Annotated in this window: 13 protein-coding genes; 5 read left to right on the plus strand and 8 right to left on the minus strand. The window is 74.0% G+C overall.

Annotated elements, in window-relative coordinates:
- Positions 1–46: 46 nt before the first annotated feature.
- The 3 genes from hydA to pdxH are packed head-to-tail and all read right to left on the minus strand — an operon-like array spanning position 47 to position 3082.
- Positions 47–1465, minus strand: a complete 1419-nt coding sequence (gene hydA, locus ACFFKU_RS07610; RefSeq protein ID WP_380136922.1) for a dihydropyrimidinase — start codon at positions 1463–1465, stop codon at positions 47–49.
- A 37-nt stretch (positions 1466–1502) separates the two neighbouring features.
- A complete protein-coding gene (locus ACFFKU_RS07615; RefSeq protein ID WP_380136923.1) occupies positions 1503–2351 on the minus strand; it encodes a nitrilase-related carbon-nitrogen hydrolase in 849 nt (282 codons plus the stop codon).
- Positions 2352–2401: 50 nt separating this feature from the next.
- Positions 2402–3082, minus strand: coding sequence for a pyridoxamine 5'-phosphate oxidase (pdxH, locus tag ACFFKU_RS07620; RefSeq protein WP_380136925.1), 681 nt, complete (start codon positions 3080–3082; stop codon positions 2402–2404).
- 151 nt (positions 3083–3233) lie between these two features.
- Here pdxH and ACFFKU_RS07625 point away from each other — a divergent pair, with 151 nt between their 5' ends.
- On the plus strand, positions 3234–3422 hold the full coding sequence (locus ACFFKU_RS07625; protein ID WP_380136926.1) for a hypothetical protein: 189 nt from the start codon (positions 3234–3236) through the stop codon (positions 3420–3422).
- Positions 3423–3524: 102 nt separating this feature from the next.
- Here the strand turns inward: ACFFKU_RS07625 and ACFFKU_RS07630 are convergent, their stop codons facing one another.
- Positions 3525–4319: a sugar phosphate isomerase/epimerase family protein gene (locus ACFFKU_RS07630; protein WP_380136927.1), complete on the minus strand. Its 795-nt coding sequence runs from the start codon at positions 4317–4319 to the stop codon at positions 3525–3527.
- Entirely contained in the window at positions 4316–5500 is a 1185-nt protein-coding gene (locus tag ACFFKU_RS07635; RefSeq protein ID WP_380136928.1) for a Gfo/Idh/MocA family protein, read from the minus strand. Before ACFFKU_RS07635 ends, ACFFKU_RS07630 begins: the two co-directional genes overlap by 4 nt.
- 144 nt (positions 5501–5644) lie before the next feature.
- Here ACFFKU_RS07635 and ACFFKU_RS07640 point away from each other — a divergent pair, with 144 nt between their 5' ends.
- Both ACFFKU_RS07640 and ACFFKU_RS07645 read left to right on the plus strand, forming a co-directional pair.
- Positions 5645–6871: an ROK family transcriptional regulator gene (locus tag ACFFKU_RS07640; protein ID WP_380136930.1), complete on the plus strand. Its 1227-nt coding sequence runs from the start codon at positions 5645–5647 to the stop codon at positions 6869–6871.
- A gap of 138 nt (positions 6872–7009) precedes the next feature.
- Positions 7010–8119, plus strand: a complete 1110-nt coding sequence (locus ACFFKU_RS07645) for a Gfo/Idh/MocA family protein (protein ID WP_380136932.1) — start codon at positions 7010–7012, stop codon at positions 8117–8119.
- A 16-nt stretch (positions 8120–8135) separates the two neighbouring features.
- On the opposite strand, the gene ACFFKU_RS07650 is transcribed toward ACFFKU_RS07645, so the two are convergent.
- Together ACFFKU_RS07650 and ACFFKU_RS07655 are read right to left on the minus strand one after the other, a co-directional pair.
- Positions 8136–8765 (minus strand): maleylpyruvate isomerase family mycothiol-dependent enzyme, encoded by a 630-nt coding sequence (locus ACFFKU_RS07650; RefSeq protein ID WP_380136933.1) that lies wholly within the window; start codon positions 8763–8765, stop codon positions 8136–8138.
- Positions 8766–8962: 197 nt separating this feature from the next.
- Complete coding sequence (locus tag ACFFKU_RS07655; RefSeq protein WP_380136935.1) at positions 8963–9397, minus strand: DUF1810 domain-containing protein; 435 nt, start codon at positions 9395–9397, stop codon at positions 8963–8965.
- Between the two features lie 28 nt (positions 9398–9425).
- Here ACFFKU_RS07655 and serC point away from each other — a divergent pair, with 28 nt between their 5' ends.
- Entirely contained in the window at positions 9426–10571 is a 1146-nt protein-coding gene (serC, locus tag ACFFKU_RS07660; protein WP_380138038.1) for a phosphoserine transaminase, read from the plus strand.
- Between the two features lie 107 nt (positions 10572–10678).
- Complete coding sequence (locus ACFFKU_RS07665) at positions 10679–10978, plus strand: DUF1540 domain-containing protein (RefSeq protein WP_380136936.1); 300 nt, start codon at positions 10679–10681, stop codon at positions 10976–10978.
- On the opposite strand, the gene ACFFKU_RS07670 is transcribed toward ACFFKU_RS07665, so the two are convergent.
- Positions 10963–12225 carry a class I SAM-dependent methyltransferase gene (locus ACFFKU_RS07670; protein WP_380136937.1) on the minus strand — a complete coding sequence of 421 codons (1263 nt, stop codon included), beginning with the start codon at positions 12223–12225 and terminating at the stop codon, positions 10963–10965. The genes ACFFKU_RS07665 and ACFFKU_RS07670 overlap by 16 nt on opposite strands.
- Between the last annotated feature and the right edge of the window lie 21 nt (positions 12226–12246).

The following is a 12246-nucleotide window of genomic DNA, read 5'->3' on the forward strand; positions in this document are numbered from 1 at the left end:
GTTCTCCTTCCGGTGGTGGGGCGACGGGGGTGGTGGGGCGACGAGGTCAGCGCAGGTACTGCGAGAGTCCGCGGCGGACGTAGCGGCCGTGGCCCGGGCGACCGGTGAACGTCCCCCGGTCGAGGATCTTCGTCCCCCGGGAGAACACCGTGCGCACCCCGCCGCTCAGCTCGAACCCCTCGAACGCGGAGTAGTCCAGGTTCATGTGGTGGGTCGCGGCGCTGATCCGGGACCGGGCCGCCGGGTCGTAGACGACCACGTCGGCGTCGGACCCCGGCGCGAGCACCCCCTTGCGCGGGTACATCCCGAACATCCGGGCCGGGGTGGTCGAGCAGGTCTCGACCCAGCGGGCCAGGGAGAGGTGACCGTCGGCCACCCCCTGGTGGACGAGGTCCATCCGGTGCTCCACCCCACCCATCCCGTTGGGGATCTTGGAGAAGTCCCCGCGCCCCAGCTGCTTCTGGTCCTTGAAGCAGAACGGGCAGTGGTCGGTGGAGACCACGGCCAGGTCGTCGGTGCGCAACCCCCGCCACAGGTCGCGGGCGTGGTTCTCGTGCTTGGAGCGCAGGGGGGTGGAGCAGGCGTACTTGGCGCCCTCGAAACTGCCCGGCCCCCCGGCGCCGAGGTGGTCCTCCAGCGTCAGGTACAGGTACTGCGGGCAGGTCTCGGCGAACACGTTGCGACCCTCCGAGCGGGCCCGGGCGATCTCCTCCAGGGCCCGCGAGGCCGACAGGTGGACGATGTAGAGCGGGGTGTCGCCGGCCACCTCGGCCAGCCGGATCGCGCGGTGCGTGGCCTCGGACTCCATCGCCTCGGGTCGGGTGATGCCGTGGAAGACCGGATCGGTGTCCCCGCGCGCGACGGCCTGCTGGACGAGCACGTCGATGGCGATCCCGTTCTCCGCGTGCATCATCACGGTCGCCCCGTTGGCCCGGGCCTTCTGCATCGCCCGCAGGACCTGGCCGTCGTCGGAGTAGAACACCCCGGGGTAGGCCATGAACAGCTTGAAACTGGTGATGCCCTCGTGCTCGACCAGGCGGTCCATCGCCGCCAGGGAGTTCTCGTCGACCCCGCCGAGGATCATGTGGAACCCGTAGTCGACGGCGCAGTTGCCCTCGGCCTTCGCGTGCCAGGCGGCCAGCGCCTCCTCGACCACCTCGCCGGTGCGCTGCACCACGAAGTCCACGATGGTCGTCGTCCCGCCCCACGCCGCCGCACGGGTGCCCGTCTCGAAGGTGTCGGAGGCCTCGGTGCCCCCGAAGGGCATCTGCATGTGGGTGTGCACGTCGACCCCGCCGGGGACGACGTAGCACCCGCTCGCGTCGACGGTCTCGTCCACGGTGAACGCCTCGCCCGCGCCGGGGGCGAGCAGCGCCGCCACCTGTTCCCGGTCGAGCAGGACGTCGGCGGGCGTGGCGCCGGTCGCGGAGACCACCGTCCCGCCGCTGATGAGGATCCGGGTCATCGTCGTCCTCCGTTCGTCGGGTGCCGCGGGGCCGGGGTCAGGGGCGGACGAGGGCGTCGTAGGAGTCCGGGCGACGATCGCGGTAGAACTGCCAGTCGGAGCGCACCTCGCGGATCAGGTCGAGGTCGAGGTCGCGCACCAGGAGTTCCGGCTCGGTGCCCGACCCCTTGTCCCCGACGAAGTTCCCCCGGGGGTCGACCACGTAGGAGGTGCCGTAGAAGGGGACCGCGATCTCGCCGAACTCGTCCGTCTCGGAGCCCACGCGGTTCGGGACGCAGACGAAGTACCCGTTGGCCCCGGCCGCGGCGGGTTGTTCGAGCTCCCAGAGCCGGTTGGACTGGCCGGGTTTCGACGCGTTGGGGTTGAAGACGATCTCGGCGCCGCCGAGACCCAGGGCGCGCCAGCCCTCGGGGAAGTGGCGGTCGTAGCAGATGTAGACCCCGACCCGACCGACGGCGGTCTCGAACACCGGGTAGCCGAGGTTGCCCGGGCGGAAGTAGAACTTCTCCCAGAACCGGTCCAGGTGCGGGATGTGGTGCTTGCGGTACTTGCCGAGGTAACGACCGTCGGCGTCGAGGACGGCCGCGGTGTTGTAGAGGACGCCGGGCTGCTCCTCCTCGTAGACCGGCAGGACCACGACGATCCCGAGCTCGGCGGCCAGGGCGGAGAACCGTTCGGTCAACGGCCCGGGGACCGCCTGTGCGTAGCGGTAGTACGCGGCGTCCTGCACCTGCCCGAAGTAGGGGCCGTGGAACAGTTCCTGGAAGCAGATGATCTGCGCCCCCTGCGCGGCGGCGTCCCGGGCGTACTGCTCGTGCCGGGCGACCATGCTCTCCTCGTCACCCGTCCAGGTGGTCTGGGTCAGCGCAACGCGTACGGTCGTCATGCCGCTTGAGCCTGCCTGCGCCGCGGCCGATCCACAAGACCCCTTCCGCCTCAGGGCTGGCGGCGCTCGACCCGCCAGGAGGCCGGGTTGTCCAGCGGGGCGGGGCGTCCGCCGGGCCGGGTCGGCACGAACACGAGCCGGTCGTGCAGGCGGGAGTGCCGGCCCTGCCAGAACTCCACCTCGCCCGCGCGCACGAGGAAGCCCCCCCAGTGCGGCGGGGTCGGGACGTCGTCGGGGGACCCGGTGTCGGGCCAGCGCTCGGCGAGCTCGCGCACGCGCTGCTGCAGGGTCTCGGCGTCGGCCAGGGGTTCGGACTGCTGGGAGGCCCAGGCCCCGATCCGCGAACCGTAGGGGCGCGAGCCGAAGTACTCCTCGGTCTCCTCCCGCGAGACCTGCTCGGCGCGGCCGCGCACCGCGACCTGGCGCTGCATCCCGATCCAGCCGAACAGCAGCGACACCCGGGCCTCGACGGCGATGGCCCGCGCCTTGCGCGAGTGCAGGTTCGTGTAGAAGACGAAGCCCCGGGCGTCGAAGCCCTTGAGCAGCACCGTGCGCAGGCTCGGTCCGGTCGCCCCCGCGGTCGCCAGGGCCATCGCGTTGACCTCGGGCAGCCCGGCCTCGACGGCCTGGGAGTACCAGCGCTCGAACTGGGTCAGTGGGGTCGAGGCGAGGTCGAGCGGGCCGAAGGGGACGTCGGCGTAGTCGACGCGACGACGGGCGGGGTCTTCCATGCCGCGAGGGTAGGGGCAGCGACCTTCCGGTGTGGCGCGGACGGGCCCGCGCGTCGTCGGGGTCGCGTCGGGGTCGCGTCGGGGTCGCGTCGGGGTCGCGTCGGGGTCGCGTCGGGGTGCGCGCGGGCCGGGTCGGTGTTTCCGTGAACGCATGTCGAGCGAACACCCCGAGAACCCCGGACCGGACACCGACGAGGCCCCCCGCAGCACCGACGAGCCCGGCACCTCTGCCGAGCACGGGGAGGACCGCAGCCTGAAGGGCCCCGCCCAGGACGGCTACGGCAACGACACCGGCTTCGCCGAGGCGGCCGAGGACGCCGACGAGAACGTCGACCACTGAGCGGACCGGCCCTGCCATGACCCCGGACGGCACAGGGGGACCCTGCGCTCGATGATCGAGCGCACGGTCCCCCTGTGCCGCAGCCGGCCCGGTCCGGGCGGGTCAGAAGTCGGAGAGGCCCTGCTCGCGCAGCGCGGCCACGTTGCCCGCGATGAGGTCGAACGGGTCGCCGTCGGTGGTGTCGACCTCCGCGACGTGCCAGCGCGCGCCGGTGGCGGCGATGGCGCCCGGGACGTCGACCACCCCGCTGCCGAACGGGCCCTGCGGCTGGTCGGGGACGGCCGGGCCGTCCTTGAGGTGCAGCGAGGCGGCGCGGGAACCGAGCCGGGCCAGGACCTGGGCGGGGTCCTGCCCCGCGGCGCGGGCCCAGTAGACGTCCAGCTCGGCGAGCAGCCCGTCGCCGGCCCGGTCCCAGAACCGGTCGTAGCCGAGCTGCCCGCCCGGCAGCTCAGCCCACTCCCACCAATGGTTGTGGTAGCCGAGGGAGATTCCCGAGCCGCGCAGCGTGGCCGCGGCCTGCAGCAGCGCGTCGGTGAACGCGTCGAGGGTGTCCGCGTCGTCGAAGACGCCGCTGTCGAAGCCCTTGTCGGCGAAACCGTGCACGGCCGCGGGGACCGGGACGAACACCGTGTCGACGTCGAGGGTGCGCAGCTGCTCGACGAGCTCGTCGAGGTCCTCGGGCAGGCTGGCGTGCACGGCCGAGGCCTTCAAGCCGGCCGCGTCGAGGTGCGCGCGCAGGGCGGTCGCCTTCGCGGCGCCGCCCGCCTCGCCCAGCCCGAAGGGTTCGACGTGGCGGAAACCGATGTCGCGCAGGCGTTGCAGGGCGGCCGCGGGATCGGCGGCGTACGCGTCGCGCACGCTGTAGACCTGTACCGAGAGGGTTCCGGGGGTGCTCACGATTCTGCTCCGTTCGAGATCGGGGTCCAGGTTCCCTCGTCCACCGAGCGCAGGACGGCGTCGACGATGCGGGCCGAGCGGGCGCCGTCGGCGAACGTGGGAAGGCCGTCGGGTCGTTCACCGCGGATCGCGGCGTAGGTGTCGGCCACGAACAGTTCGAAGCACTGCGCGTAGCCCTGGGCGTGGCCGGCGGGGAGGGTCGCGAGCCGGCGCTGCTCGGGGGAACCGGCGCCCGGGTCGCGGTGCAGGACGCGGTCCACCTCGGGGCCGCCGAGCCAGACGGTCTCGGGGTTCTCCTGGTCGAAGACCGCGCTGCCGCGGGATCCGTCCAGCTCGAACCACAACCGGTTCTTGCGACCGGCCGAGACCTGGCTGATGACCGTCGAGGCGGGCACCCCGTCGCCGGTGCGGAGCAGGACGAGGGCGGAGTCCTCGGTGCTGACCGGGACGAGCTCGCCGCCGGAGTCGCCGGAGAACGCCTTCCCGCCCGCGGCCGGACGTTCCGGCACGACGATCGAGACCGTGGCGACGAGGTCGGCGAACCGCACGCCGCTGACGAACTCGACCAGGTCGCACCAGTGCGAGCCGATGTCGGCGAACGCGCGCGAGGGCCCGCCCGCGGCCGGGTCGACCCGCCAGCCCGAGGCCTCGGGCGCCAGCATCCAGTCCTGCAGGTAGGAGCCGTGCAGCAGGTTCCAGGTGCCGAACTCGCCGTACCCGACGCGGGCGCGCAGCTCGCGGACGAGCGGGTGGTAGCGGTAGACGAAGGGCACCGTCGCGACGAGTCCCGACGCCTCGGCCTGCGCGGCGAGCGCCTCGGCCTCGGCCAGGGAGATCCCGAGCGGTTTCTCGCAGACCACGTGCTTGCCCGCGGACAGCGCGGCGGCGGCGGCCGGGGCGTGCTGGGCGTTGGGGGTGCAGACGTGCACGACGTCGACGTCGTCGGCCAGGACCTCGGCCAGGTCGGCGTAGCCGTGGACCCCCCAGGCGGCGCCGACCTCGGCCGAGCGTTGCGGGGTGGAGGCGAGGACGCCCGCCACCTCGGCGCCGGCCAGCAGGGCGGCGCGACGGTGGACCTCGCCGATCATGCCCGCGCCGAGGATCGCGACGCGCAACCGTCGCCGGGCCGGGGTGTGCTGGGTCTGCGGGGCGGGGGATCCGGGCACGTCGGTGCTCGGCATCGCGGTACTCCTCATCGAGTCGGGGCTCGTTCCGGGGTGGCGGATCGTGCCGGTCTCATCCGAGGACGACGCTAGGCGAGGCGTTCATGTTCGCCAAGGACCCGGCCTTGTGCTTTTGGCGGAGGATATGCGCACACTGGTCCCGTGCAGCTGAGACTCGGCGTCGAACCCTCACCCCTGCGCCCGGAGGTGGCGCAGATCCGTGCCCGCCTGGCCCGCCTGGTGGCGGCCGGGCTGGTCCGGCACCGCCTCGACCTGGCCGAGGCCTCGGGACTGTCGCGCACCGCCGTGCACCAGCACGTCCAGGGGCTCCTCGACGCCGGCCTGCTGGTGGAGGACCCGCCCGAACGGGCCCCCGGGCGCGGACGACCCGCGGGGCGGCTGCGGCTGCGGCCCGACGCCGCCCGGGTCGTCACCGTCGACGTCGGGACCCTGCGCCACCGCGTCGGGCTCTACGACCTCACCGGCCGGCGGCGGGGGGAACGGGTGCTCGACGTCGCCCTGGCCCGTGGTCCGGAGGCGGTGCTCGGCGCCGTCGTCGACGCGGTGCGCGCGCTGGTCGCCGAGCCGGGGGAGCCGTCGGATGCGACGGAGCGCCCCGGCGTCGTCGTCGTGGGCCTGCCCGGCCCGGTCGACGTGGCCGCGGGGGTGCCCGTGCGGCCGCCGATCATGCCCGGCTGGGACGGGTTCGGCGTGGCGGCGTTCCTGGGGGCCGCGCTCGGCCACGAGGTGCTGGTCGACAACGACGCCGACCTGATGGCGCTGGGGGAGGCGCGCAGCCTCGCCCCCGAGGAGTGCCCGCTCGTCCTGGTCACCGTCGGGACGGGCATCGGTGCGGGCATCGTGGACAGCCGCGGGGCCCTGCACCACGGGGCCGACGGGGCGGCCGGCGACCTCGGGCACATCCCGGCCCCCGTGGCGACGCGGGCGGTCTGCAGCTGCGGCAACACCGGGTGCGTCGAGGCGGTCGCCGCCGTGCCCGCGATGCTCGCCGCCGCGGCCGCGGTGTCGGCGGAGTTCGCCGGGCTCGACGAGGCCGGGTTCTGCGAGCGGGTGGCCCAGGGCTCCGGGGTGGCGCTGCGCGCGGTCCGTGAGGCGGCCGAGGTGATCGGCCAGGTCACCGCGACCCTCATCTCGGTCTACAACCCCCGGCGCGTGGTCCTCGGCGGTCCGCTGGCCACGGCCTCCGACGACCTGCTCGCCGGGGTGCGCTCGGTCGTGTACCGGCGGGCCCTGCCCCTGGCGACCCGCCGTCTCACGCTCACGACCGGGGTCCTGGGGGAGCGGGCGGCGACGACCGGCGCGCTCGTCCTCGGGTTGGAGCACCTGCTGTCCCCGGCCCGGATCGGGGACCTCCTGCACCCGGCCTGACCCGTCCCGACCCGAGGCCCGACCCGCTTGACCGGGGTGGAGCGGGGGTGTTTGCATGGCGACGCCCTCGTGCCCGGTCTCATCCACCCGGCCCGCCGATCCTGGCGGACCGACCACCGACACGAGAGGTTCCCCACCGTGAGCACCGCTGACATCCCGACCCGGGCGCGCATCGGCGTCGTCGGCACCGGCAAGATCTTCCCCGCCTACGCCGAGGGCCTGGCCTGGATCGGCGGGCTGCCCATCGTCCGCGTGGCCGACGTCGTGGTCGACGTCGCGCGCCGCCAGGCCGAGACCTACGGGATCCCCGCCTACGGGACGGCCGAGGAGCTCTACGCCGACCCCGACGTCGACGTGGTCGTCAACATCACGCCGCCCGTGGTCCACGCCGAGGTGACCCGCGCCGCGCTCGCGGCGGGCAAGCACGTGTACTCCGAGAAGCCGTTGGCCGCCACCGTCGCCGCCGCCCGGGAGAACCTGCAGCAGGCCCGCGACGCGGGGCGCCTGCTCGGGGCGGCCCCGGACACGTTCCTCGGCAATTCCGGTCAGAGCGCGCGCGCCGCCATCGACGACGGCCTGATCGGCACGCCGTTCGCGGCGACCTCGTTCGTCCGCTCCTCCCGGGTGGAGACCTGGCACCCGAACCCGGCGTTCTTCTACGCCCCCGGGGGCGGCCCCCTGCTCGACTGGGGCCCGTACCACCTCTCCGCCCTGGTGAACCTGCTCGGCCCGGTCACCGAGGTCGTCGGCGCGACGTCGATCCCGACCCCGCGGATCCCGGTGACCGCCCCCGACCGGGTCGTGGACGCGGTCGACGTCACCGTCCCCACCCACACGACCTCGTTGCTGCGCACCGCGTCCGGGGCCCTGGTGACGACCGTGCTGTCCTTCGACATCTGGGACACGACGCTGCCCCACCTGGAGATCTACGGGACCGAGGGCACGCTGCAGCTGCCCGACCCCAACCACCACGACCTGCCCGTGCTCATCAAGCAGCGCGGTGACGAGGAGTGGCGCGAACTCCCGCCGGTCCTCCCGGCGACCCGCGACGAGGGTCTGCGCCCCTTCCGCGGGCACGGCGTCCTCGACCTCGTCCAGGCGCTGGAGGGGGCCCCGCACCGCACGACGGGGCAGTTCGCGCTGCACGTCCTGGAGGTCCTCGAGGCCATGGAGGCGGCCACGTTCGAGAAGGGCGTGCAGACCATCTCCGAGACCTGCGAGCGTCCCGCCCCGGTCGCGCGCGGCTGAGTCGGCGCGGGCCGGCTCAGCTCCGGGCGAGGCGTCGGCGCAGCAGCGGCACCCCGTCCCCCGTGAGGTCGTCCAGGCTCCCGGCCCGTCCGGTCAGGGCCGGGAGCAGGGCCTGGGCCGGCCCGCGCACCCCGGGGCCGGCCCCGTGCGCCCAGTCGAGGTCGTCGGCCTCGAACCGCAACCCCGCGAGCGCGCCCTTCGGGGCCAGCCCCTTCGGGGCGCCGGCGGCGTGGTCGAGCACCCGCCGCAGGCGGGCCGGCGGGACGTCCCGGCTCCGCCCCAGCGGTCGGCAGGCGTCGAGGCCGTGGACGACGACGTCGAGCAGCGGGGCGTCCGGGCCCTGCCCGGGCGGGGTGAACCGCGAGTCCGCCCGGTCGCGCAGGACCCCCAGCAGTTCGGCGAACGGGCGCCGGGCGAGCCGTCGGGTGATGCGGTCGTTGGCGCGGTCGTAGTCGCCGACGGTCCGCAGCATCGTGAGCACGACGCGCGGCAGGCTCACCTCCATCGGCATGACGAGGTGCGCCACCACGTGGTGGACGGTCCACCCCGCGCAGAGGCTGGGGGTGCGCTGCCCCTCGGGGCCGAGGTCGGCCAGGTGGTCGGCCAGCGCCCGCCGTTCGGCGGCGATCTCCGCGAACAGGTCCATGCCGTGATCCTGGCACCGGCCTCCGGCGCCCGAGGGCGGATCGCCGCAGACCGCCCACCCCCCTCCCCGGCCCCACCCCGTCCCCCCGTGATCAAGGAATCTTCCCCTCCCGCACCGCCCGTCACGCGCCCGGTGTGACCCGTGCGGCAGGAGGGGAAGATGCCTTGATCACGGGGAGGGGGAGGGGGCGGGGTGGGTCAGGCGAGGCGGCGGAGGGTGTGGGGGTCGTGCTGGCTGTCGAAGAAACGGGCCAGGACCGCCTCGAAGGTCTCGTCGTCGGGGTCGGCGGCCGCGAACAGGGTCATCGACGACCGCAGCTTCATCGCGTCGACCCCGCCGAGCACGGCCACCGCGTCGTCGGTCGGGGGCAGGTCGAGCAGGGTGCGGGCGGCCTCGTGCAGGCGCGGTCCGAGGACGGGGTGGGCCAGGTAGGCGCGGGCCTCGTCGAGGGAGGAGACGGCGTACTTGACGGAGGTGGGGCTCGGCCCGAGCCCGGCAATCTGCGGGAAGACCCACCAGATCCAGTGGCTCCGCTTGTCACCCGCCCGCAGCTCGGCCAACGCCGTCGCGTAGGTCGTCTCCTGCGCCGCGACGAAGCGGTCCAGGTCGAAGTCGTCGTGCTCGTGGGCCATGCCCGAACCGTCCCACCAAGCTGGGAGGATTTCCAACGTGACCGAGACGTTGCTGCCCGCCGAGATGCTCCCCGTCGACGGCCGGTTCGGTTCCGGACCGAGCCGGGTGCGGCCCGAGCAGGTCGATGCCCTGGTGCAGGCCGGCCGCGACGTGCTCGGCACCTCCCACCGCCAGGCACCGGTGAAGTCGCTGGTCCGGCGGGTCCGGGCCGGGCTGGCCGAGCTGTTCGCCCTCCCGGCCGGCTACGAGGTGGTCCTCGGCAACGGGGGCAGCACGACCTTCTGGGACGTCGCGACCTTCCAGCTCGTCCGGGAGCGCTCGCAGCACCTGGTGCTCGGGGAGTTCTCGGCGAAGTTCGCCCAGGCCGCGCAGGCCGCCCCGTTCCTGGCCGACCCGGTGGTCGTCCGCGGAGAACCGGGCACGCTGCCCGCGCTGGGGGCGCCGGCCCCGGGGGTCGACGCGGTCGCCTGGCCGCACAACGAGACCTCTACCGGCGTCATGGCCCCGGTGCGCCGTCCCGCGGGGCCGGGCCCCGACCAGGGAGGGCCGCTGGTCCTGGTGGACGCCACGTCGGGAGCGGGGGGGTTGCCGGTCGACGTCGCGCAGACCGACGCCTACTACTTCGCGCCGCAGAAGTGCTTCGCCTCCGACGGGGGGCTGTGGGTCGCCCTGCTCTCGCCCGCCGCGCTGAGCCGGGTCGAGGAGCTCGCGACCACGCGCTGGACGCCGGCCTCCCTGGACCTGCGGCTCGCGGTGGAGAATTCCCGCAAGGACCAGACCTACAACACCCCGGCGGTGGCCACGCTCGTCCTGCTGGCCGAGCAGATCGAGTGGCTGCTCGAACGGGGTGGGTTGTCGTGGGCCGCGGCCCGGACCGCGGAGTCCGCCGACGTCGTCTACGGGTGGGCGCAGCGGCGGGAGTGGGCCTCGCCCTTCGTGGCCGAGGAGCAGGCCCGCTCGACGGTGGTCGCCACGATCGACCTCGACCCCTCCATCGACAGCGAGGCCGTGCAGAAGGTGCTGCGACACAACGGGATCGTCGACGTCTTCCCCTACCGGAGCCTGGGCCGCAACCAGTTGCGGATCGGGGTCTTCCCGGCGGTCGAGCCCGACGACGTCCGGGCGCTGACCCGGTGCGTGGACGCGGTGGTCGAAGAGCTCAGGAAAGCCTGACCATTCTCCGAATTACGTTCCGGAGGCCTTTTCTAAATAGTTGCGGAACAGGCCAGGTATGGCATTCCTTGGTGGCGGGAGCGCATTCTCGCGGTTATGGTCGATTCATGGCCTCCGTGAACCTGGAACTCACCCCCATCCACCAGTGCTCCGTCAGCGGTTGCACCTTCAACTCCGACGTCAGCTGTCACGCCCCCGCCATCACGGTGGGCGACCACGGCGCGAACCACTGCGGCACCTTCCTCGGTCTGCCCACCAAGCACGGCTCGGCGGCCAAGCCGGTCGTCGGCGCCTGCCAGCTGGCCGACTGCTCCCACAACACCGACCTCACCTGCACCGCCTCCGCGGTCGAGATGGGGACCTCGGCCTCGGGCGAGACCGAGTGCCTGACCTACTCGGCGGCCTGATCCGCCCTCGCGTCGACCCGCGCGGCGTCCAGCTCCGCTGAGAGCATCCGCGCGAGCACGGGCTCGACGCCCCAGGTCGTCGTGAGCTCGTCCAACTCGGCCAAACGCTCCACCACCGCTGCGCGCGGTGCGGATCCCGTCCGCACCGCGCGCAGCAGTGCGTTGCGGGGGGTGTGCTTGGAGTCGACGAACTCGACGACCTCGACGCGGTAGCCGAGCGCCTGCAGGACGAGCGCCCGCAGGGTGTCGGTGAGCACGTCGGCGAACCTTTCGCGCAGGATCGGGTGCCGCAGCAGGGGGTTCTGCCCCGCCCCGGTGGCCGGGCCCGCGACGATCTGGCGCTGGACGTCGTGGTGGCAGCACGGGGCGGCCAGGACGACGGGGGCCCGCCACCGCACCGCCCGCGCCAGGGCCTCGTCGGTGGCGGTGTCGCACGCGTGCAGGGCCAGGACGACGTCGGGCCGCTCCCCGGGGAAGGGGTCGGCCCCGATGATGTCGCCGACCGCGAAGTCGAGGCCGGGCAGCTCGGCCTCCCGGGCGAGGCGGGCGCTGCGCTCCACGACGTCGGGTCGCACGTCGACCCCGACGGTCCGGACCGTGGGCCCCTCGGCCGCGCCGGACCGGTCGAGGTCGGTGGTGGTCGAGAGCCAGCGGTGGGCGGCGAAGGTGAGGTAGGCGTTGCCGCAGCCGAGGTCGGCCATCCGCACGGGCCGGTGCTCCCCGCGGGCCTCGGCCACGGCCCGCCCGGCGAGCGGGGCGAGCTGGCGGACGAAGGCGTCGACCTGCCGGCGCTTGTCCCCGCCGGCCCCCAGGACCCGGAACAGCGGGTCGTCGGCGTCGACGAGCCGCTCCTTCACCCGGTCGTGCCCCTGCGGTCCCGACACCGCGCGACGGCTGGTGGCCGCCCGGTGCACCTGCGCCTCACCCTTCTTGGTGACCCGCAGCTGCAGGATCTCGGTCGCGGTCTCCACGTGCAGGTTGCCCCAGGGCTCGGCCAGCAGCTCGGCCACCGCGGCCGCGGCCTCCTCGCCGAGGGCCGCGTTGCGGATGGACACGACCGGACCGGTGCGCGACGTGAGCTGCAGGTGCGGCCCGGACCTCAGGGCGACCGGTCGGACCTCGACGCGTTCGGCCGATGGCGGTTCCTGGCCCCGCCGTCGCCCCGCCGCGACCGCGCGGACCAGGGAGTCGCCGTCGAGCAGCAGGTCCCGGACGTCGTCGAGGGCGGTGGTCAGGTCGGTGGGCACCCGGTCATTGTCCCGCCTGCG

This window comes from Kineococcus gynurae (genome assembly GCF_042433995.1).
Taxonomy (GTDB): domain Bacteria; phylum Actinomycetota; class Actinomycetes; order Actinomycetales; family Kineococcaceae; genus Kineococcus; species Kineococcus gynurae.